Source organism: Amycolatopsis sp. NPDC005232, assembly GCF_040607795.1.
Classification (GTDB): Bacteria; Actinomycetota; Actinomycetes; order Mycobacteriales; family Pseudonocardiaceae; genus Amycolatopsis.
On sequence record NZ_JBEXHL010000059.1, the window covers coordinates 14992 to 35851 of the forward strand.

The window sequence follows — 20860 nt, forward strand, 5'->3', positions numbered from 1 at the left end:
CGAAATTCGCAGCTCGCTACGGGAGTCTCTGGCCGATCAGCAACGCGGCAGCCGCCCCGATCATCAGCACCAGGGTGCCGATCACGACCCACGGCTTGCTCGCGTCGGCGTTCTTGAGCTCGTAGCCGATCTGCTCGCCGAGGTCGGCGTAGACCTTCTTCAGCTCGTCGGCGCTGGCCGCCTTGTAGAAGTCTCCGCCGGACAGCCGCGCGATCTCCTTCAAGGAGTCGTCGTCCACCCGCACGTCCTGCGGCTTGCCCTCGATGTCGACCGAACCATGCGTGGTGCCGAACGAGATCGACGAAATCGGCATCTGCGCCTGCTTCGCGGCCTGCGCCGCGGTGTACGCGCCGCGCGGGGCGTAGAGATCCTCCGGCACGGTCTGCTTGCCGTCGCTCATCAGCACGATGCGCGCGGGCGGCGGACCGTCGGCGCCGCCGACCACGGCCGAGAAGCTCTCGATCGACTGCATGGCCGCGAAAATGCCTTCACCGGTGGCCGTCGACTGCGCGAGCTTCAGGTTGTCGATCGCCTTCACCACGCCGGCGCGGTCGGTGGTCGGGTTGACCAGGACGGTCGCGGTACCGGCGAAGGAGATCAGCCCGAGGTTCACGCCCGGGGTCATGTTCTCGGCGAACTGCTTGGCCGCGTCCTGCGCCGCCTTCAGCCGGTTAGGCGCGACGTCGGTCGCCTCCATCGACAGCGACACGTCGATCACCAGCACCACGGTGGCCCGGTTGCGCGGCACCTTCTGCTCCGCCGTCGGCCCGGCCAGCGCCACGGTGAGCACGAGCAGCGACAACACGATCAGCACCGCCGGCAGGTGCCTGATCCAGCCCTGCGTCTTCGGCGCGACCTTGTCGAGCAGCTCCAGGTTCGCGAACCGCATCACGCGCTTGCGCCGCGCTCGCTGGGCCAGCACGTATGCGACGGCCACGGCCGCCACCACGATCAGCAGCAGGAACCACCACGGTGAAGTGAAGCCGCCGAGGCTCATGCGACACCACCCGACCAGCGGCGCTTGCGCGCGACCACGAACCGCACCATGTCGGCGATCCAGTCGGAGTCGGTGCGCAGCACCAGGTGCGCCGCACCCGCGCGGCGCAGCCCCGCCGCGACGTCCTGCCGGTGGGCGTGCGCCGCGGCGCCGAACTCCTTGCGCAGCAAGGCGGAAGCGTGCACTTCGCGCTGTTTCCCTGTCTCCGGGTCGGCCAGGACGACGGTGCCCACGTCGGGCAGGTCCACGTCGCGCGGGTCGAGAACTTCGATGGCGATGAGCTCGTGGTGCCCGCCGAGCGCGCGCAGCGGCCGCTGCCAGTCGGTGGGTCCCAGGAAGTCCGAGATCACCACGCCCAGGCCGCGCCGGCGGGGCGGACGGCGAAGCTGCTCCAGCGCGTCGGCGAGATCGCCCCGGACGCCCTCGGGCGCCCGCGGGGTCTCGGCCAGCCGCCGGATCAGGCCGCGCGCGTGGGCGAGCCCGCCGCGCGCGGGGATGCGGTTCACGCCCTGGCCGTTGGACACCAGCGCGCCGATGCGGTTGCCGCCCCCGCCGGTGAGGTGGGCGACGGCGGCCGTCGCGCACACCACCAGGTCGCGTTTCTCGCACAGCGCGGTGCCGAAATCGAGGCTCGCGGACATGTCCGCGACCACCCACGTCTCCAGCTCGCGGTCGGCCACCGTCTCGCGGATGTGCGGCGTCGTCGTGCGGGCCGTGACGGCCCAGTCCATCCGCCGCACGTCGTCGCCCGGCTGGTACGGCCGCGCCTCACCCGGCTCTGAGCCGGGGCCCGGCACCAGGCCGAGGTGGTTGCCCTGCAGCAGCCCGTCGAGCCGGCGGCGGACGTCGAGCTCCAGCGTGCGCAGCCCCGCCTCCAGGCGGTCACCGCGCAGCACCGGGGGCGCCCACCCGGGACGCTGGTCCTTCTGCGCCTTCCCTGCCACGCCGACTACCTGACGGGCGCGCCCGCCGGCACCGGCCCGGTCCCGCCCTGCGGCCGGGCCGAGACCTGCGGCAGGGGCACCGTCTGAAGCACGCGGGTGATGATGTGGTCCACGGGCACGCCGTCGGCCAGCGCGTCGTAGGACAGGACGAGGCGGTGGCGCAGCACGTCGGGCACCACGTCGACGACGTCCTGCGGCAGCACGTAGTCGCGGCCGCGCACCAGCGCGAGCGCGCGGGCGGCGGCGATGATGCCGAGGCTCGCGCGCGGCGACGCGCCGTAGGAGACCCAGCCCGCGACGTCGGCGAGGCCGTGGTCGTTGGGCGTGCGGGTGGTGAGCACGAGGCGCACCACGTAGTCGACCAGCGCGTGGTGCACGAACACCTGCGACGCGACGCCCTGCAGGCGCACGAGCTCGCTGGGGCTGAGCACCTCGTGGGGCACCGGCGGCGTGACGCCCATCCGGTAGATGATCTCCCGCTCTTCCTCGGCCGTGGGGTACTCCACGACGATCTTGAACAGGAAGCGGTCGCGCTGCGCCTCCGGCAGCGGGTACACGCCCTCGTTCTCGATCGGGTTCTGCGTGGCGAGCACGAGGAACGGGTCGGGCATCGGGAAGGTCTGGCCGCCGATCGACACGTGCCGTTCGGCCATCACCTCCAGCATCGCCGACTGCACCTTCGCGGGCGCGCGGTTGATCTCGTCGGCGAGGACGAAGTTGGCCACGACCGGGCCCAGCTCCACGTCGAAACGCTCGGCGCCCTGGCGGTAGATGCGCGTGCCGAGGATGTCGGCCGGCACGAGGTCGGGCGTGAACTGCACCCGGGAGAACGAGCCGCCGACCACCCGCGCGAAGGTCTCCACGGCCAGCGTCTTCGCGACACCGGGCACGCCTTCCAGCAGCAGGTGCCCCTTCGCCAGCAGCCCGACGAGCACGCGCTCCACCAGCCGGTCCTGGCCGACGATGATGCGCTTGACCTCGAACACGGTGCGTTCCAGCAACTGGGCGTCCCGCGCCGGCGTGCCGGGCTGCTGCCCGTTCCCGCCCTCGGCGTAGCCGGGCTCGGTCACTCTGCCTCCTGTGGTTCTGCTTCCTCCGGGCTCGCCCGCGACCGTACTGCTTCCCGGTGGTCGTAGTCCGCGCGGCACGCTGGCCCGTCACGGTAGCCAAGCGCATCAGCGGTGTGACAGCTGTGAAGACGGTGTCAGCGGTTTCCGCACAGGTCGCGCGGCGTGTCGTGATCGTCGCTTTTGACCGGTTCGGCTTGCGGTCCGGGGCACCCGCAGCCCCTCCCCTGCCGTGTCGCCGAGGGCAGTGCCGTCGCGGTCGGCGCGATCAGCCGATCCACAGTGGACGCTTGGCCGGTCCCCGGTGGCTTCCACCCGCGAGACGGTTTGTCCACACCGGACAGTCGCCGGGCGACACCGCCGCCGAGCACGATCGCCGCGTCCGTCACCGCTAGCGTCGTCCCATGACCGACCCCTTGCTGGCCGCCTACGACGCCGAAGTCCGCACCGCCGAGCTGACCACCGCGGAACCGGGCACAACCCTCGACCGCGACGCCCCCGTCACCCGCATCCTCGGCGCCCGGCGTGGTTTCGTGGTGGGCCCGCCGGACCTCGGCGTGACCGGCCCTTCGCTGGACGCGCTCATCGACCGGCAGGTCCGCTTCTTCGCCTCACGCGGTGAAGCTTTCGAATGGAAAACCCGCGCCTACGACCGCCCCGCCGACCTGCCCGACCGCTTGCTTGCCGCCGGTTTCGCACCGGAGGAAACCGAAACGGTCCTCATCGCCCCCGTCTCGGCGATTTCCCCCTCGGCCGCACCCTCGGCCGACGTCACCATTCGCGAAGCCACCGGCGAGGCCGACCTGCGGCGCATCGCCCACCTCAGCGCAACCGTCTTCGGCAGCGACGAGGCTGCCGTCGCCCGCGACCTCATCGCGCGCGCCCGCGAAGACAACGAGGGCACAACGGTCCACGTCGTCGCCGAATCCGCCGGCCGCCTCGTCTCCGCGGCCCGCCTGGAACTCGTCGGCGGCACCACCTTCGCCGGCCTCTGGGGCGGCGCCACCCTGCCGGACTTCCGGGGCCGCGGCCTCTACCGCGCGCTCGTCGCCCACCGGGCCGCCACCGCCCACACCCGCGGCGCGCGCTACCTCCAGGTCGACGCGCTCCCGCCGAGCCGCCCGATCCTCCAGCGCCTCGGCTTCACCGCCGTGACCACGACCACGCCGTATGTCTGGACCTCGGCCTAGGCCGGCCCACCTCGGCCTCGACCTCCGCGAGCCAGCCGAGGTACCAGCGCGGTCGAAGGTCATCCGGCCGTGGTCGTCGGCCTGCGGCCCGATGCCGCCATCGGAGGCATCGCGGTCGAACCACAGCGCGCCACGGTCGGGGCCGGTCACCACGAGGAGGTCGCAGTGGCCGCAGCCGCTGTGGCAGAGCGGCACGGTGCCGTGGGTGTCGGTCTCGTCGCGAGCATCGAGCGAACGCGTCAGCTCCGGCCAGCCCTCTGGCGGGATCTTCGTGAAGTCCGGCCGTTCGGCGTGTTGGAAGAGCTCGCGGTGCGAGAACTCCGTCCGCAGGTCCACACTGTCGCCGCCACGCGGGTCGGCGGCGGCGAACTCCCAGCGCCGACGCGACCGACCGAAACCCAGCAGCCCGTAGCCCGGACCCGCCCCGCCGGCACCGACCGAGACGAGGAAGCTCCGGTACGGCTCGGGCAACAGCGCGCCGAACTGCTCTTCGACCGCCTCGACGTCACGTTCACTCAGCGGCGGAGCCAGCCGGAACCCGTGGGCGCTCGCACCGAACACCGAGCGCGCGTCCCGCCGCTTCGCCAGCCACGCCAGCCGGTCGCGGACTCCGTCCCAGGTCACGAGGGACGAGCCTAGGACCTCAGCCGATCAATCGCGTCGCATACGGCATGATCCCGCCGTACCGCACCGCGGTCACCCGCACGTAGGAGCCGGACTGCGGAGCCTCCACCATCTGCCCGCCGCCCAGGTACAGGGCGACGTGGTGGATGCCGCCCGAACCGCCCCAGAAGAGCATGTCGCCGCGGCGCATCTGGGAGAGGGGGACTCGGCGGCCGGAGGTGTACTGGTAGCCGCTGTAGTGCGGCAGCGACCGGACGCCGGCGAAGGCGTAGATCATCAGGCCGGAGCAGTCGAAGCCGATCTTGCGGTAGTCGCCGTACATGTCGGCGACGCCGCCGTCGTGGATGCCGCGGGTGGGGCCACTGCCGTTGCCGCCACCCCAGGCGTACGGGCGGCCCAGCTGGGACAGGGCGCGGGCGATCACGGCCTCGATCGACGAACCAGCGGCCGGTGAAGGTCGGCCGCCGCCACCCGAAGAGGCCGGACGGCCGCCGCCCTTGGAGGCGTTGAGCGCGGCCTGGCGGGCGCGTTCCTCGTCCTCGCGCTGCTTCTGCGCGACCCAGTCCTGGTAGCGCTGACGCTGGCCCTGCAGGCCGTTGACCTTCGACTGCGCCGCGTAGAGCTGCTGCTCCACCGAGCTCTTGCTCGCCTGCAGCTGCCGGTTCTGCGACGCCTGGGACTGCTGCGCCTGCACGGCGTCGGCCTGGGCGGCGTCGGCGCCGCTCTTCGCCCGGCGGGCGGCTTCCTGCTTCTGCTGCGCGACGTCGAGGGCCTTGCGCGCGGCGGCGTCCTTGTTGGACTTGTCCGTCTGCGCCTGCTGGAGGCGGTCGAGCGCGTTGAGGCGCGAGCCGCCGATGGAGTCGAGGATCTGGGCGCGGGCCAGCAGGTCCTTGGGGCTGTCGGAGGTCAGGTACGCCGAGATGGAGCCGACCGTGCTGCCCTGCTCGAAGCTGGCGGCGGCGAACTCCTTGAGGTCCTGGCGCGCCTTCTCGATCGCGCCCGCCGCGGCGTCGGCCTGCGTGCGCGCGGACTTCGCGGCGTCCTCGGCCTGGCTCGCGGCGTCCTGCGCCGACTGCAGGTCGACCAGGGCCTTCATGGCCTGTTCCTGCTTCAGCTCGACATCGTCCTGCAGCGAGCTGAGCTTCTGCTCCGCCTGCGCGAGCTGGTTGGTGAGCTTGCCGACCTCGCCGGCCTTTTCGTTGGCCGCGGCCTTCGACGAGTTCAGCTGGGAGTCGCTCGGATTGGGCGGGGGCGGCGGCACCGCCAGGCCCGTGCCCGCTGCTCCGAACAGGACCACGAGGGCGAAGGAGCCGACGGTGAGACCACGCCGCAAGACCCGTCCACGCCGGACCACCACGACCAGCCACCTCCCGCTCACCTGCGTCTGCCAGCAGTGATCACACCGCGTGCCACTGCAGTCACACCACTATCACAAGCCTCAGGCGGAACTCACACACCGTAGACACCAATTCCCCTCATCGGGGGACCCCTGACGTTCGGCGTGTCCGAATGGCCCAGCTCACTCGGCGTGCCGTCTTGAAGTTAATACAGGACACGCGTACTGTTTGCGGCGACGACGAGGTGTGCCATCCCGATTCCGGTCCTACGGTGGGGGTGCGCAAGACTCGGACGCGGTCTTCCCGAGGACCGCGAAACACACACCGAACTGACCCGGGGCCCGCACCCGCGACGGCGCGGGTCCCCGCCACTGGAGTTAGACGTGACTGCACCCACCAGCAAGGACAGCTTCGGCGCCAAAGACACGCTGAAGGTCGGAGACAACTCGTACGAGGTCTTCCGCCTGAACAAGGTCGAGGGCGCCGAGCGCCTGCCCTACAGCTTGAAGATCCTGCTCGAGAACCTGCTGCGCACCGAGGACGGCGCGAACATCACCGCCGACCACATCCGCGCGCTCGGCAGCTGGGATCCCAGCGCCGACCCGTCCATCGAGATCCAGTTCACGCCCGCGCGCGTGATCATGCAGGACTTCACCGGCGTTCCTTGCGTCGTGGACCTCGCCACGATGCGCGAGGCCGTCACCGACCTCGGTGGCGACCCCGACAAGGTGAACCCGCTGGCGCCGGCCGAGCTGGTCATCGACCACTCCGTGATCATCGACGTGTTCGGCCGTGCCGACGCGTTCGAGCGCAACGTCGAGATCGAGTACGAGCGCAACCGCGAGCGCTACCAGTTCCTGCGCTGGGGCCAGGGCGCCTTCGACGAGTTCAAGGTCGTGCCGCCGGGCACCGGCATCGTGCACCAGGTCAACATCGAGCACCTCGCGCGCACGGTCATGGCCCGTAACGGCCAGGCCTACCCCGACTCCTGCGTCGGCACCGACTCGCACACCACAATGGTCAACGGCCTGGGCGTGCTGGGCTGGGGCGTCGGCGGCATCGAGGCCGAGGCCGCCATGCTGGGCCAGCCGGTGTCGATGCTCATCCCGCGCGTGGTCGGCTTCAAGCTGACCGGCGAGATCCCGACCGGCGTAACCGCCACCGACGTGGTGCTCACCATCACCGAGATGCTGCGCAAGCACGGCGTGGTCAGCAAGTTCGTCGAGTTCTACGGCGAGGGTGTTGCCTCGGTGCCGCTGGCCAACCGCGCCACCATCGGCAACATGAGCCCCGAGTTCGGCTCCACCGCCGCGATCTTCCCGATCGACGACGAGACCATGCGCTACCTCAAGCTCACCGGCCGCTCGGCCGAGCAGGTCGCGCTCGTCGAGGCCTACGCCAAGGAGCAGGGCCTCTGGCACGACGCGTCCCACGAGCCGGTCTTCTCCGAGTACATCGAGCTGGACCTGTCGACGGTCGTCCCGTCGATCGCCGGCCCGAAGCGCCCGCAGGACCGCATCGAGCTGTCCGACGCCAAGAACTCGTTCCGCAAGTCGGTGCACGACTACGTGGAGGAGCAGTTCCCGGCGCCGCACACCAAGGTCGACGAGACCATCGAGGAGACCTTCCCCGCGAGCGACCCGGCTTCCCTGTCGTTCGCCGACGAGGATGCCGTGCCGGTGCAGTCGGCCGCCAACGGCGCGTCGGGCCGTCCGTCCAAGCCGGTCACGGTCAAGTCGGACGAGCGCGGCGAGTTCGTGCTCGACCACGGCGCCGTGGTGATCGCCTCGATCACCTCGTGCACCAACACCTCGAACCCGTCGGTGATGCTGGGCGCGGCGCTGCTCGCCCGCAACGCGGTGGACAAGGGCCTCGCGGTCAAGCCGTGGGTCAAGACGTCGATGGCGCCGGGCTCGCAGGTCGTCACCGACTACTACAACAAGGCCGGCCTGTGGCCGTACCTGGAGAAGCTGGGCTACCACCTGGTCGGCTACGGCTGCACCACCTGCATCGGCAACTCCGGCCCGCTGTCGGACGAGATCTCGGCCGCGATCCAGGAGAACGACCTCACCGCCGTCTCGGTGCTCTCGGGCAACCGGAACTTCGAAGGCCGCATCAACCCCGACGTGAAGATGAACTACCTCGCGTCGCCGCCGCTGGTCATCGCCTACGCGCTGGCCGGCACGATGGACTTCGACTTCGAGAACCAGCCGCTGGGCCAGGACACCGACGGCAACGACGTCTTCCTGAAGGACATCTGGCCGTCGCCGCAGGAGATCCAGGAGACGATCGACTCCTCGATCACGCAGGAGATGTTCTCCAAGGACTACGCCGACGTGTTCGACGGCGGCGAGCGCTGGAAGGCGCTGCCCACCCCCGAGGGCAAGACCTTCGAGTGGGACACCGAGTCCACCTACGTGCGCAAGCCCCCGTACTTCGAGGGCATGCAGGCCGAGCCGGCGCCGGTCACCGACATCTCCGGCGCGCGGGTGCTGGCGAAGCTGGGCGACTCGGTCACCACCGACCACATCTCCCCCGCCGGTGCGATCAAGGCCGACACCCCGGCCGGCCAGTACCTCACCGAGCACGGTATCGACCGGAAGGACTTCAACTCCTACGGTTCGCGCCGCGGCAACCACGAGGTGATGATCCGCGGCACCTTCGCGAACATCCGGCTGCGCAACCAGCTGCTGGACGACGTGCAGGGCGGCTACACCCGCGACTTCACCCAGGACGGCGCGCCGCAGGCGTTCATCTACGACGCGGCCCAGAACTACGCGGCGCAGGGCACCCCGCTGGTCGTGCTGGGCGGCAAGGAGTACGGCTCGGGCTCGTCGCGTGACTGGGCGGCCAAGGGCACCTCGCTGCTGGGCGTGCGCGCGGTGATCACCGAGTCGTTCGAGCGCATCCACCGCTCGAACCTCATCGGCATGGGTGTCATCCCGCTGCAGTTCCCGGCAGGCGAGTCGGCCGCGTCGCTGAAGCTGGACGGCACGGAGACGTTCGACATCTCCGGCATCACCAAGCTCAACGATGGTGAGACCCCGCGTACAGTGCACGTCACCGCCACCAAGGGAGACGGCACCAAGGTGGAGTTCGACGCCGACGTCCGCATCGACACCCCGGGCGAGGCCGACTACTACCGCAACGGCGGCATCCTGCAGTATGTGCTGCGCAAGATGACCAACGCCTGATCCACCCGCACCACCAGCGCGAAGCGAAGGCCGCTCCGGGATTCCCCGGGGCGGCCTTCGCCGTATCCCAGCGGCTTCTTGCGTCCGCTGCGCGTCAGCGGACCGCGGCACCCGTTTTCGGATCGAGCTTCAGCGGTTTCGCGTTCGGGTGCGAGAAGTCGAACATTCCGGTGAGGGGCGCGGCCAAGGCGTCGAACGAGCCGTCGCCGATGCGGCCGAGGCGCCAGTTGTCCTCGATGAACCGCAGCACCGACGTCTGGTCGGTCATGGTGTGGTCAACGTGGTTCGCCCGGCTGTAGGGCGAGATCACCAGCAGCGGCAGGCGTGGGCCGTAGCCGCAGCGGTCGGCGTAGCCGCCGAGGCGCACCGGGTGAGAGGTGCACACCGGCGAGTCCTGCGCGGAGTCGTGCGAGCCGTTCACGATCTTCGAGGGCACGTGGTCGTACCAGCCGTCGGAGTCGTCGTAGGCGAGGACGATCGCGGTGTCGCGCCAGTGCGGCGAGGACTGGATGCGGTTGATCTCCGAGACCACGAACGCCTGCTCGTCGATCGGGTCCGAGTAGCCGGCGTGACCGTCCTGGTAGGACGGTGCCTTGAGGAAGCTGACCGCGGGCATGGTGCCGGCGCGCAGCGCGTCGTCGAAGTCGCTCACGTCGTACTGGTGGTTGGCCTGGTCGGTCTGGCCCACGGCGTGGAGCGAGCTCGGCGGCAGGTGCTTCGAGTTGGCGGTCGACTCGTAGTACTGGAACGGCTCGTGGTGCGGGCTGTAGTCCACGGCCGCCTGCCCGCCGACGTTCGGGTGCTGGGTGCCGCAGACCGCGTAGCCGCCGGCCGCGCCGGTGGGCTTGAAGCCGCCTTCGAACCAGCCCCACGTGACGTGCTTGGCGTTGAGCAGGTCACCGACGTTGCGGCCCTGGAAGGCACCCAGGTTGTCGGTCGCGGTGTGGTTCTTGTCGGAGCAGTCGTCGAACGCCGGGTCCGGGTCGGTGATCATCGTGCCGACGCCGTGTTCGTCGGGTGAGGCGGCGGTGTTCGGGTCGACCTTCGGCTCGCCCGTGACCGAGTCCACGGGCTGCAGGCCATGGGTCTGGCCCGAGATCAGGTTGATCGCGCCGGGGCTGGACGGGCCGAAGACGGCGTCGAACGAGTTGTCGTTGAGCGCGTAGTGCTGGGCGTAGTTCCACATCGCGGTGACGGTGTTGCCGTCGAAGTAGTCCATCACCAGGCCGGGCTCACCGAACAGCACGGGCTGGCCCGTGCACTTGTCCTTCTCGGTGTTCTCGACGAACTTGTCCATCTTCCCGCCGTTGAAGGCGGCCTGTTCCTTGTTGTAGTCGTGGGCCTGGTCGCACGTCAGCGCCTGGTCGGGAGCGAGCCGTTTCGGGTTGTAGGCGTTGGGGTTGTCCGTGAGCAGCTTGTGGTCCAACCCGTTGACCTTCGGCGTGTGCGGTGCCGCGTGGAACGGGGTGCCGTTCGCGTTGGTGGCGTCCGGGTAGGTGCCGAAGTAGTGGTCGAACGAGATGTTCTCGCCGAAGATCACCACCACGTGCTTGATCGGTGACGTGGTCGGGAAACTCGCCGCGTCCACGGCCTTGTCCGGCACCGCCGGCGACGCGGCGCTGCTCGCACACGCCGCCGCCATCAGCACGGCCGTGCCCAGCGCCCCGGCCGCCAGCGCGGTCCTCCTCCTGCTCCTGCCCACGACCTGCCCCTTCCCGTTCATCCCAGCAACGTCCGGCCGTAGTGGTCGGCCGGATCCGTCACGCCGGGGAGCAGGTAGAAGTACCCGCCCCCGAACGGCGAGACGTAGTCCGTGAGCGGCTCGCCTTCGAGCCGCTTCTGCACCGCCTCGAACTGGCTCTCGAGGTCACGCTGGTAGCAGGTGAACACGAGGCCCATGTCGAGGTTGCCGTTGGTGTCCACGCCGCGGTCGTAGTTCACCGCGCGCCGCAGGATCCGCTCGCCGTCGGTCCGCGGCGTGCGCGGGTTGGCGAGGCGGATGTGGCTGGTCAGCGGGATCACGGTGCCGACGGGGTCCTCCGCGTAGCGCGGCACGTCGAGTTCGCCCGCGCCGTCGAGCGGCGCGCCGGTGTCGCGGCGCCGGCCGATCATGTTCTCCTGCTCCGACAGCGATACCCGGTCCCAGAACTCCACGAGCATCCGGATGAGCCGCACGACCTGGTAGCTGCCGCCGTCGTCCGTCCACACCAGACGGTCCAGTTCGGACGGCTGCGGATTGGCGGTCCCGTCCTTGAACCCCAGGAGGTTGCGGGGTGTGCCGGCCGGGCGCGGCGGCGAGGTGAAGCCGTCGATCTTCCAGCGCACCTGCATGCCGCCGCGCGTGGCCCGGGTGAGGTCGCGCAGGGCGTGCAGCACGGTGTCGGGCTCGGCCGCGGTGAGGACCAGGCTCAGGTCGCCGTGGCACCACCGCGGGTCGAGGGCGTCGTCGGGGAACACCGGCATCGGCTTGAGCTTCGCGGGCTTGCGGGCGGCGAGGCCGTAGCGGTCGTCGAACAGCGACGAGCCCACGCCCACCAGCACCGTCAGCTCCCCCGCCGGCACCTCGGGCCCGAGCACGCCGGAGTCGGCGGGCGGACCGGTGATCCCCAGCGCGGCCGGTGCGCCGCCCGCGGTGAGGAACACGGCGCGATCGGTCAGCTCGCGCAGCAGGCGGGTCAGCTCCTGCCGGTTCTCCGCCACCACGTCGAACGCCGCGACGATCGAATGCCGCGCCGGCTCGGCGAGCACCGCGGCCTGACGCGGTCCGTGGAACGGCGCCGGCCCGGTCGCCGACGCGCTCCCGGCAAGGCCCACGAGCCCCGCTCCGGCACCGGCGCCCGCGGCCCCGCGCAAGAACGCACGCCGCCCGAGCGTCACGAGATCCTCCTCGGCTCCGCGATCGCCGCGATCGGCGCGAGGCGCTCGGTGAGCTCGGCGACGTCGGCGTTGATCTTCTCGCGCCGGGCCTGAGTCAGGTTCGCCAGAGAAGTGCCCGGTGCCGCGTGCAGATCGCGTTCGGTGCGATCGAGCCACGCGTCGAGGTCCGCCAGCCCCGGGAAGCGGGTGACGAGCAACGGCCGCAGCACGTCGAGCACGGCGCGCGTGCCGGTGATGTTGGCCTGGGCCGTGGCGAGTGTGCTCCCGCTGCCGTAATCGGTGCGGCCGGTGAGCTCGAACTGCAGCGTGTTTTCCATGATCTCGTGGGCGCGCAGGCCGAGGTCGTTCTGGTCGACCTGCGCGTCGCCGAACGCAGCGCGCAGCTGCCGCACATTCGTGTCGAGCTGCCTGGCCACCGGCTCCAGCGTGGCCGGGTCCTCGTTGTGCCACAAGCCGTTCTCGAGACGGTGGAACCCGGTGAACCCCGGATCCGCCGTGCCGCCGGCCAGGCCCGCCGTGGTGCCGTTGACGGCCCCGTCGGCGTCGCCGAAAGCGTCGTAGGCCGCGCCAAGCCGTTCGTAGGTCAGGTGCGCGGTGAGCCAGGCCCGTTCGCTCGCCTCGCGGTCTCCACTGTGGACGGCGTTGTCGAGCGCGGCCGTCTGCCCGGCCAGCGTGGTGAGCCCTTCGGCCACGTACTGGTGGTACTTCTTCAGCGGTTCCAGCAGGTCGGCGTTGGTCACGGGCACGACCGCGGGCCCGGGCCGCTGCGCGCCGCCGCTCACGCGGACCTGCGGCCCGACGAACGGAGTGCCGTCTTCCGGCGCGCACCGCAGCGCGTACGCGCCGTCGGCCAAGTTCACCGGCAGAGCTCGCGTGGTGCCGGACCCCACGCCTTCCAGCTCGCCGAACACGGTGCCGGTGGCGGGATCGACGACTTCGACCTCCATGGTCACCGCGCCGGTGTTGCGCACCTGCAGCGTCTGTGGGCCCGGCGGCGGCGCCACCCAGCCCGCACCGCACCCGGACCGCGACACCACGATCGGCCCGGCCTCGGGGTCCGGTCCGGCCGCGTCGACGACGACCACCACGACGCCGGCGGCAACCACGGCCAGGCCGGCCACCGCCGCCCAGCGCCATCGCCGCACCGGCAACTCCCCTCAGGTGAACTTCTGGCGAACACTTTCACGTATCCGCACACACCTGACAAGAGCTCTGTCCCGTTATGCCCGATTTTGGGGCGCGGTCTGTCCTACGCCGTCACTTTCGCGACAACACGAACACCGGCAACGGCCGCCCCGCCGCGGCGCGTTCCATCTCGTAGCCCGGCCAGAACGCGAGCAGCTCGGACCACATCCGGTCGTACTCCGCGCCTTCGAGCTCCCGGGCCTTGACCTCCACGACCCGCGCGCGGATCCCGACTGTCGCTTGGGGATCCGCGCGCAGGTTGTAGGTCCAGGCCGGGTTGTTCGGCCGGCCCCAGTTCGAGCCCGTGAGCACGAATTCGTCGCCGTGCGGGAAGTACAGCAGGTTTGTGCTGCGCGGCAGCCCGCTCTTGCGCCCGGTCGTGGTCAGCCGCAGCGACGGCAGGCCCGCGATGCCGACCAGACTCACCCGCCCGCCGAAGAAGCGGTGCAGCTTCTGGTCGGTCCAGATGATGCCGCGCGACAGCGTCATCACGAAGGGCCTGGTGCCGAGCTTGCGAGCGAAGGGCTCGAGGGGGTTACGCACGCACAGATCTTGCCAAACTCACCCCGAACCGCTCCTGGGAGTCCGTCCACCAGCGCTCGACGGCGAAACCGGCGGCGGCCAGCTCCGCCTCGATGCCCGTGCGGCGGAACTTCGCGGAGATCTCCGTGCGGATGTGCTCGCCCGCGGCGAAACGCACCTGCAGGTCGGCGCCCGGGATGTCGACGGTGACCTCGTGCCGCGCGCGCAGCCACATCTCGATCCACTCGTCCTCGGCGTTCCAGTGCGAAACGTGCTCGAAGGTGTCGAGGTCGAAGTTCGCCCCCAGCCGGGAGTTGATGACCCGGAGCACGTTGCCGTTGAAGGCGGCGGTGACCCCGGCCGCGTCGTCGTAGGCGCGCTCCAGTGTTTCGCGGTCCTTCACCAGGTCGGTGCCCAGCAGGAGCCACTCACCCTCGTCGAGCACGTCGCGCACCGAGCGCAGGAACACGGCGCGCTCGTCGGGCAGGAAGTTGCCGATCGTCCCGCCGAGGAACGCCACCACGCGCGGCGAGGTGCCCGGCAGCAGGTTCAGGTGCTGGGTGAAGTCGCCGACGACGCCGCGCACCTCCAGCTTCGGGTAGTCCGCCGCGATCGCTTCGGCGGCTTCGGCCAGCGCCGACTCCGAGACGTCCAGGGGCACGAACGACTCGAGCGTGCCGTGCTCGGTCAACGCGTCGAGCAGCAGCCGCGTCTTTTCGCTGGACCCGGAACCGAGCTCGACGAGCGTGTGCGCGTCGGTGAGCCGAGCGACGTCACCGGCGCGCGCGGCGAGCACCTCGCGCTCGCTGCGGGTCGGGTAGTACTCGGGCAGCTCGGTGATCTTCTCGAACAGCTCGCTGCCCTCGGCGTCGTAGAACCACTTGGGCGGCAACCACTTCTGCTCCGCCGTCAGGCCCGCTCGCACGTCCGCGCGAAGCTCGCCCGCGACGTCGCGGCGATGGCTTTCGAGATCCACTTCCGTCATGAGGTGGTGCTCCGATCCAGGGTCAGAGGAAGGAGTTCGACGCCGGCCGCGGTGACGCGCACGGCGTGGTGGTCGGGAACGGAGGTCCAGGCCGGGTCCGGGTCGCACGGCTCGGACGCCAGCACCACACCGCCGGCCACGGACCGCACCGACAGAGCGTGCGTCCACGTGGTGCCGATCAGCGTGGTGCCGTCGGTCAGCAGGAAGTTCAGCCGCGAACCCGGGGCCGCGGCCTCGACCTCGGCGATCAGATCGGTGACCGCGGCCAGCGGGTCGGCTCCGTCCCGGAGCCGGGCGCGCAGCAGCGCCCACAGCAGCGCCGCGTCGGTCGGCGCCTCGAGCGTGAGCAGCTCGGTGACGTCGAGGGACTTCGCCAGCCCGGCCATCGAACCGGGCCAGCCGCGGACCACGCCGTTGTGGCTGAACAGCCACCGCCCGTCGGTGAACGGCGCCGCGGCCGCCTCGGTCACCGGCATCCCGGTAGTGCCGTTGCGGACCGCGGCGACGAACGCCGTGGTCGAGACCGAGGCGGCCAGCGCGGACAGCGTCTGGTCCGTCCACAGTGGAGACGCGCGCCGGTAGCGCTGCGGCGCGCCTCCGGGCTCGGGGTACCAGCCGAGGCCGAAACCGTCGGCGTTGACCGAGCCGCCGCCGCGCATGTCGAGCGGCGCGTACGACTGCACGAGCAGCGCGTGGGGCGCCGCGAACACGAGCTCGGCGGGCGAGATCAGCGCGCCGAGGTACGCGAGGTGCCGGCACATGCCGTTCAGTTCATCTCGCCGGGCCGGGCGTCACGGGCGCAGCGGAAGCCGGAGAAGATCTGCCGCCGGATCGGGTAGTCCCAGTTGCGGAACGTGCCGCGGATCGCTGCCGAGTCGGTGCCGAACGAACCCCCGCGCAACACCTTGTAATCCGGGCCGAAGAACACCTCGGAGTACTCCCGGTACGGGAACGCCACGAACCCCGGGTAGCCGTGGAGGTCGGTGCTCGTCCACTCCCACACGTCGCCGATCAGCTGGTGCACGCCCAGCGGCGACGCCCCCGCCGGGTACGCGCCGGCCTCGGCCGCGCGCAGGTGGCGCTGCCCGAGGTTGGCGTGCTCTGCCGTCGGTTCCTCGTCGCCCCAGGGGAAGCGCCGCGAACGGCCCGTCGCCGGGTCGTGGCGCGCGGCCTTCTCCCACTCCGCCTCGGTGGGCAGCCGCTTGCCCGCCCACGCGGCGTACGCCTCGGCCTCGTAGTACGACACGTGCACCACGGGCTCGTGTACGGGCACCGGCTCGTGCACGCCGAACCGCGTGCGCCACCAGCCGCTCGGCTCGCGGTGCCAGAAGCGCGGCGCCGTGATGTCGTGCTCCTGCCGATACGCCCAGCCGGGCTCGCTCCAGAACCGCCGCTCGTCGTAGCCACCGGACTCGAGGAACTCGACGTAGGCCCCGCACGTGACCGCGCCGGTGTCGAGGAAGTACGCCGGCACGTCGATCTCGTGGGCCGGGCGCTCGTTGTCCAGCGCCCACGGCTCGGCCGTGGTGCCCATGGTGAAGCGGCCGGCCGGCACGAAGACCTCGGCGGGCAGCCGGCCCGCCCGCGCGGGCGGCGGCTCCGGCGCGTGCAGCACCGGCTCGCCCTTGCGCAGCTGGTGAGTGGCCAGCATGGTCTCGTCGTGCTGCTGCTCGTGCTGGGTGATCATGCCGAACGCGAACGCGCTCTCGGTGAGCCGGCTGCCTTCCAGCGGCGCGGTCTCCAGCACGTCGAACGCCTTCTCGCGGACCTCACGCACGTAGGCGCGGGCCTCGGCCGGGCCGAGCAGCGGCAGGGCCGGCCGGTCGGCGCGCGCGTGCTGGAACGCGTCGTAGAGGTCGTCGATGTCCGGGCGCAGCGGCTCGCGCCCGCCCACGTCGCGGACCAGCCACAGCTCTTCCTGGCTGCCGATGTGCGCGAGGTCCCAGACCAGCGGCGACATCAGCTTCGAGTGCTGGCGGACCAGGTCCTCGTCGTCGACGGCGTCGGTGAGGACGACGCTGCGCGCCCGCGCCCGGGTGAGGGCCTCGGCCGCGTGAGCCCGCAGGTTCTGCGGGCTCAGCTCCAGCAGCGGGTTGTGTTCCGGGGTAACGCTCATCGCTCCTGACTCCTCGATCCGTTCACGCGTGTGCGCACGCTCTCGGTGATCTCCGTGATGGTTGCGGCCGGCAGGCCCGTGGCGGGCAGCTCGGCGATGCCGAGTTCCACGAGCTTGCGCGCGACGGCGGCGATGGCGTCGTCGGCAAGACCCCGGGTCGCGGCGTCGACCCAGCGGCCCGCCACAGGCGCGCACAACCGGCGCACCTCGTCCACTGTGGACGGACGGGCGAGCAGGGCCCAGACCAGGGCGACCGGGGTCAGCCACTCGCCGGGCGGCTGGGCGTCGAGGTACCGGATTTCCAGGTACCCGTGGGGCCGCACCGGGGTGAACATCGTGGTGAGGTGGTAATCGAGGTCCTCCGCCGTCGGGCGGCGCAGCATCCCGGCCGCACCACGGCCGTCGATCCAGTCGGCGAACGTGAGCCCGTCCGGCGCGTCCCACGGCCGCTCGCCGCGGGGCAGCACCATCAACGGCGTGTCCATCATCCGCCGGCCCCAGTCGGCGGCGGGGTCTGGACCAGGCTCGGCCGAATGGGTCCGAACCGGTTCGGTCTCGAGCACCGCGAGCCAGCGCGCGGACTCGAGGCCGGTGTCGCGACCGGCGTGCACCCGGGAGTTGGCGAACGCGGCGAGCAGCGGCGGCCCCATCACGTGGGCCGCCTCCCAGCGCGCCGCGATCTGGTCTGCTTCCCCCGTGTCCACACAGATCTGCAGCCCGGCGGTGCTGCACATCATGGTGATCCCGCCTTCGCCGATCGGCTCGAACCGGCGCTCCATCGCGGCGTAGCGAGGAGTGCGCAGGGCGCGCCGGGGCGGACGGTGGGCGTCGATGCCCGACTCGCCGAGCACGAGTCCGTGCCGGGCCAGCAGGCTGGCGAGATGGGAGAGGTCGGCCGAGACGACTGCGAGCAGATCTGGCAGCGAGGCCTGAGGAAGAGCGGAGATCTCCACCTGGCACCCGGGCTCGAGGCTCACGGGAGAGCCTGCCGGTAGCGGGGTGGCCGGACTGTCGGGGCGCAGTGTCCGCGGGGTGTGCGGGCCCAGCGCCGTGGCCAGGACATCGGGGTCGAGCGGGCGGGCCGGGTCCTCGGTGTGGTGCACCGTGAACTCGAGTTCCACGCCCAGCAGTCTCGGTGGGCCGTGCTTGAAACACACCGAGGCGACGTACGCCTCCCCGGCCGCGCGGTCCGAAAGCACCCGCGCGGTGAGGTTCGACGCACTTCCGGACTTCTCCGGAAAATCGTGCACCGCAGTCATCGTTCGCCGTCCGAGTCAAGGAGGTCCGCGGGGCGGGACCTCTCGCCTTCGGACGCTACACGGAGGGTCTGACAAAATCAGGTGCCCGCGAGCGCACGCGAGATCCACAAGACTCTCGTAAGGACTCCTGACCTGGGTGTTTGTCCTGAAGTTCCGGCACGCTGCTCCGTCCGGATGATCAGGGCAGGGCAGGTTCGGTGCCCAATCCGAGCTCCGCGGCCGCGGACTGCACGGCGCCGATCACGAGGTGCAACGCCGGGCGCCGGATCTCGGTGCGCCGGTAGGCGATCGACACCGTGCGCAGCAGCGGCGTCGTCAGCGTGACCACGTCGATGCCCGGCGGCCGCAGCAGCCGCAGCCCGAGGTCGGACACGAGCGTGACCCCGAGGCCGGCGCCCACCATGGCCATGGCCGTCGACTGCTCCTCGACCTCGTGGTTGATCTTCGGCGAGAAGCCGTGGCGGTGGCACGCCATGCGCATCGCACGGCCGAAGTGCGACTTCGGGCTCGCGAGGATCCACGGGTGCTCGGCCAGCTCGTCGAGCGACACCGAACCGGCGGGGAACGCGCCCGCCGGCACCGCCGCGTGCAGCCGTTCGATGGCCACCACCGCGCGTTCCAGCCCGTTGTCCCACCGCGTCGGCGCGTCGGAATAGTCGATCACGAACGACAGGTCGAGCGTGCCGTCGCGCACCGCCTCCGCGGTGTCCTCGGGGGCCAGCTCCCGCGTCTTCAGCTGGATCCCGGGGTACTCGGCGGCGAGCGCGGTGAGGGCCGAGGGCAGCAGGCCGGACGCCACCGACGCCCACACCCCGGCGGTGAGGCGTGCCGACATCGAGCCCTGCGCTTCCTCCAGCGCCAGCGTCGCGCGCTCGACAGAGCCCAGGATCTCCTCGGCGTGCTCGGTCAGCAGCACGCCGAGCTCGGTCAGCTGCACGCGCCGGCCCAGCCGTTCGAACAACTTCGCGCCCACGTCCCGTTCGAGCTGCGCCAGCTGCTGCGACACGGCCGAAGCCGTGTAGTGCAGCGACACCGCGGCAGCGGTGACCGTCCCCCGGCGCCGCAGCTCCCGGAGCATCCGCAGGCGGTGCAACGAAAGCTCCATACAGAAACCCTAAACAACTTCGTGCAGCTTCGTTAACTGGACGCGAAGGCGGTCGCGACCGCACCCTCGAAAGCGGCGGCCGAGCAGGGCCGCCCCCGACTCTTGGAGGTGAGTGGCCCGATGCTTTCGCCGAACGCCGAACCGTTGATGAGGCTGACGTGGACCGACCCCGTCACCGGCGCGCACGGCTACCTGGTCGTGCACAGCCTCGTGTCCGGCGTCGCCACGGGCGGCACGCGGATGCGGGCGGGCTGCACGATGGGCGAGGTCGAGGACCTCGCCCGCGGGATGGCGAACAAAGCGGCCACGTTCAACCTCCCCGTCGGCGGTGCCAAGGGCGGCATCGACTTCGACCCCAAGGACCCGCGGGCGTTCAGCGTGCTCACGCGGTTCTGCGAGTTCCTGCGCCCGTGGCTCGACGCCAGCTGGGTGACCGCCGAGGACCTCGGCGTGCCGCAGCACCTGATCGACTCCGTGTTCGAGAAGCTCGGGCTGGAGCAGTCCTACCACGCCGCGATCCACCGTTCCGCCGATCCCGGGCGCACGCTGCGGCGCGTGCAGGCCGGGCTCAACGCGCCCGTGCCCGGCGGGCTCCTGCTGGGTGACGTGATCGGCGGCTACGGCGTGGCGCAAGCCTGCCTTGGCGCCGCCTCGGCGTGGGGCTGGGACGCGGCCGAAACGACCGTCGCGATCCAGGGCATCGGCACCATGGGCGGCGGCGCCGCGTGGTACCTGCACGAAGCCGGCGTGAAGGTCGTCGCCGTAGCCGACGCGGCGGGCACGCTGTACGACCCCGAGGGCCTCGACGTGCCGGCGCTGCTCGATCTGCGCGACCGCTTCGGCGAGGTGGACCGCTCGCGGCTGCCCGAAGGCGTCCGCACCCTGCCGCGCGAGGCGGTCGTGGCGACCGACGCCGACATCCTCGTGCCGGCCGCGATCTCCTACGCACTGCGCGTGGACAACGAGAACCTCGTGAAGGCCAAGGTCGTGGTGGAGGCCGCGAACGCGGCGACGACGCCCGAGGCCGAGGCCTCGCTGTCCGCACGGGGTGTCGCGGTGATCCCGGACTTCGTCGCGAACGCGGGTGCCGCCGCGTGGGCGTGGTGGCTGCTGCTCGGCGAGGTGGGCGCCGACCCGGCCGACTCGTTCCTTCGCCTGCGCACGGAGATGCAGGCGAAGGTGGCGCTGCTGCTGGCCGAGTGGAACCTCGACCGCGTGCCGCCGCGAGTGACCGGCCTGCAGCTGGCCGACACCACGCGCGCCGCCCGGGCGGCGGAGACGCAGGCGAACGAGGATGCGCCTGCCCTTCTCATCCCGTAGCCGGCCGCAGCCCCTCGGGACCGGGGGTCGCGGGGGGGGGCGGGGCCGGCCGGGGGGGCCGCCGCGCCCGGCGCGCGGGGCGGCGGGGATGGGAGGGGAGGGGGCGCGGGGGCGGCGGGGGCGGCCGCCCGCGCCCGC

At 71.3% G+C, this 20860-nt stretch carries 16 protein-coding genes and 1 pseudogene; 3 read left to right on the plus strand and 14 right to left on the minus strand.

Annotated elements, in window-relative coordinates; all coding sequences use genetic code 11:
* Positions 1 to 16 precede the first annotated feature (16 nt).
* The 3 genes from ABZU76_RS49250 to ABZU76_RS49260 are packed head-to-tail and all read right to left on the minus strand — an operon-like array spanning position 17 to position 3011.
* The gene (locus ABZU76_RS49250; RefSeq protein WP_220240830.1) at positions 17 to 997 is read right to left on the minus strand and encodes a VWA domain-containing protein; all 981 of its coding nucleotides are present in this window, start codon (positions 995 to 997) and stop codon (positions 17 to 19) included.
* Positions 994 to 1941, minus strand: a complete 948-nt coding sequence (locus ABZU76_RS49255) for a DUF58 domain-containing protein (RefSeq protein ID WP_354884708.1) — start codon at positions 1939 to 1941, stop codon at positions 994 to 996. The genes ABZU76_RS49250 and ABZU76_RS49255 overlap by 4 nt, the downstream gene beginning before the upstream one ends.
* A gap of 5 nt (positions 1942 to 1946) precedes the next feature.
* Positions 1947 to 3011 (minus strand): MoxR family ATPase, encoded by a 1065-nt coding sequence (locus tag ABZU76_RS49260; RefSeq protein ID WP_220240834.1) that lies wholly within the window; start codon positions 3009 to 3011, stop codon positions 1947 to 1949.
* A gap of 401 nt (positions 3012 to 3412) precedes the next feature.
* Here ABZU76_RS49260 and ABZU76_RS49265 point away from each other — a divergent pair, with 401 nt between their 5' ends.
* A complete protein-coding gene (locus ABZU76_RS49265; protein WP_354884711.1) occupies positions 3413 to 4198 on the plus strand; it encodes a GNAT family N-acetyltransferase in 786 nt (261 codons plus the stop codon).
* A 213-nt stretch (positions 4199 to 4411) separates the two neighbouring features.
* Here the strand turns inward: ABZU76_RS49265 and ABZU76_RS49270 are convergent.
* Positions 4412 to 4822, minus strand: a pseudogene (locus ABZU76_RS49270) (SMI1/KNR4 family protein); the annotation flags it as partial.
* 19 nt (positions 4823 to 4841) lie between these two features.
* The gene (locus tag ABZU76_RS49275) at positions 4842 to 6176 is read right to left on the minus strand and encodes an NlpC/P60 family protein (RefSeq protein WP_354884745.1); all 1335 of its coding nucleotides are present in this window, start codon (positions 6174 to 6176) and stop codon (positions 4842 to 4844) included.
* Between the two features lie 366 nt (positions 6177 to 6542).
* Between ABZU76_RS49275 and acnA the strand changes: the two genes are divergently transcribed.
* On the plus strand, positions 6543 to 9353 hold the full coding sequence (gene acnA, locus ABZU76_RS49280; RefSeq protein WP_354884714.1) for an aconitate hydratase AcnA: 2811 nt from the start codon (positions 6543 to 6545) through the stop codon (positions 9351 to 9353).
* A 94-nt stretch (positions 9354 to 9447) separates the two neighbouring features.
* Here the strand turns inward: acnA and ABZU76_RS49285 are convergent, their stop codons facing one another.
* The 9 genes from ABZU76_RS49285 to ABZU76_RS49325 form a co-directional block, all read right to left on the minus strand.
* Positions 9448 to 11076: an alkaline phosphatase family protein gene (locus tag ABZU76_RS49285; protein WP_354884716.1), complete on the minus strand. Its 1629-nt coding sequence runs from the start codon at positions 11074 to 11076 to the stop codon at positions 9448 to 9450.
* Positions 11073 to 12230 (minus strand): Dyp-type peroxidase, encoded by a 1158-nt coding sequence (locus ABZU76_RS49290; RefSeq protein WP_354884719.1) that lies wholly within the window; start codon positions 12228 to 12230, stop codon positions 11073 to 11075. The genes ABZU76_RS49285 and ABZU76_RS49290 overlap by 4 nt, the downstream gene beginning before the upstream one ends.
* Complete coding sequence (locus ABZU76_RS49295; protein WP_354884722.1) at positions 12227 to 13375, minus strand: EfeM/EfeO family lipoprotein; 1149 nt, start codon at positions 13373 to 13375, stop codon at positions 12227 to 12229. The genes ABZU76_RS49290 and ABZU76_RS49295 overlap by 4 nt, the downstream gene beginning before the upstream one ends.
* 112 nt (positions 13376 to 13487) lie before the next feature.
* The gene (locus ABZU76_RS49300; RefSeq protein ID WP_354884725.1) at positions 13488 to 13958 is read right to left on the minus strand and encodes a nitroreductase family deazaflavin-dependent oxidoreductase; all 471 of its coding nucleotides are present in this window, start codon (positions 13956 to 13958) and stop codon (positions 13488 to 13490) included.
* On the minus strand, positions 13951 to 14922 hold the full coding sequence (gene egtD, locus ABZU76_RS49305; protein ID WP_354884727.1) for an L-histidine N(alpha)-methyltransferase: 972 nt from the start codon (positions 14920 to 14922) through the stop codon (positions 13951 to 13953). Before egtD ends, ABZU76_RS49300 begins: the two co-directional genes overlap by 8 nt.
* The gene (gene egtC, locus ABZU76_RS49310) at positions 14919 to 15683 is read right to left on the minus strand and encodes an ergothioneine biosynthesis protein EgtC (RefSeq protein WP_354884730.1); all 765 of its coding nucleotides are present in this window, start codon (positions 15681 to 15683) and stop codon (positions 14919 to 14921) included. Before egtC ends, egtD begins: the two co-directional genes overlap by 4 nt.
* A gap of 5 nt (positions 15684 to 15688) precedes the next feature.
* Entirely contained in the window at positions 15689 to 17038 is a 1350-nt protein-coding gene (gene egtB, locus ABZU76_RS49315; RefSeq protein WP_354884733.1) for an ergothioneine biosynthesis protein EgtB, read from the minus strand.
* Complete coding sequence (locus ABZU76_RS49320) at positions 17035 to 18297, minus strand: glutamate-cysteine ligase family protein (protein WP_354884736.1); 1263 nt, start codon at positions 18295 to 18297, stop codon at positions 17035 to 17037. The genes egtB and ABZU76_RS49320 overlap by 4 nt, the downstream gene beginning before the upstream one ends.
* 178 nt (positions 18298 to 18475) lie before the next feature.
* Positions 18476 to 19402 (minus strand): LysR family transcriptional regulator, encoded by a 927-nt coding sequence (locus ABZU76_RS49325; RefSeq protein ID WP_285966861.1) that lies wholly within the window; start codon positions 19400 to 19402, stop codon positions 18476 to 18478.
* Between the two features lie 120 nt (positions 19403 to 19522).
* Here ABZU76_RS49325 and ABZU76_RS49330 point away from each other — a divergent pair, with 120 nt between their 5' ends.
* On the plus strand, positions 19523 to 20722 hold the full coding sequence (locus tag ABZU76_RS49330) for a Glu/Leu/Phe/Val dehydrogenase dimerization domain-containing protein (protein WP_354884740.1): 1200 nt from the start codon (positions 19523 to 19525) through the stop codon (positions 20720 to 20722).
* The last annotated feature ends 138 nt before the right edge of the window (positions 20723 to 20860 follow it).

Excerpts from the sequence above, each read along its gene's own strand:
- ABZU76_RS49320 (WP_354884736.1), bottom strand. The coding sequence starts at position 18,297 with ATGACTGCGGTGCACGATTTTCCGGAGAAGTCCGGAAGTGCGTCGAAC.
- ABZU76_RS49325 (WP_285966861.1), bottom strand. The coding sequence starts at position 19,402 with ATGGAGCTTTCGTTGCACCGCCTGCGGATGCTCCGGGAGCTGCGGCGC.
- ABZU76_RS49285 (WP_354884716.1), bottom strand. The coding sequence starts at position 11,076 with ATGAACGGGAAGGGGCAGGTCGTGGGCAGGAGCAGGAGGAGGACCGCG.
- ABZU76_RS49250 (WP_220240830.1), bottom strand. The coding sequence starts at position 997 with ATGAGCCTCGGCGGCTTCACTTCACCGTGGTGGTTCCTGCTGCTGATC.
- egtD (WP_354884727.1), bottom strand. The coding sequence starts at position 14,922 with ATGACGGAAGTGGATCTCGAAAGCCATCGCCGCGACGTCGCGGGCGAG.
- ABZU76_RS49330 (WP_354884740.1), top strand. The coding sequence starts at position 19,523 with ATGCTTTCGCCGAACGCCGAACCGTTGATGAGGCTGACGTGGACCGAC.
- ABZU76_RS49265 (WP_354884711.1), top strand. The coding sequence starts at position 3,413 with ATGACCGACCCCTTGCTGGCCGCCTACGACGCCGAAGTCCGCACCGCC.
- egtB (WP_354884733.1), bottom strand. The coding sequence starts at position 17,038 with ATGAGCGTTACCCCGGAACACAACCCGCTGCTGGAGCTGAGCCCGCAG.
- egtC (WP_354884730.1), bottom strand. The coding sequence starts at position 15,683 with ATGTGCCGGCACCTCGCGTACCTCGGCGCGCTGATCTCGCCCGCCGAG.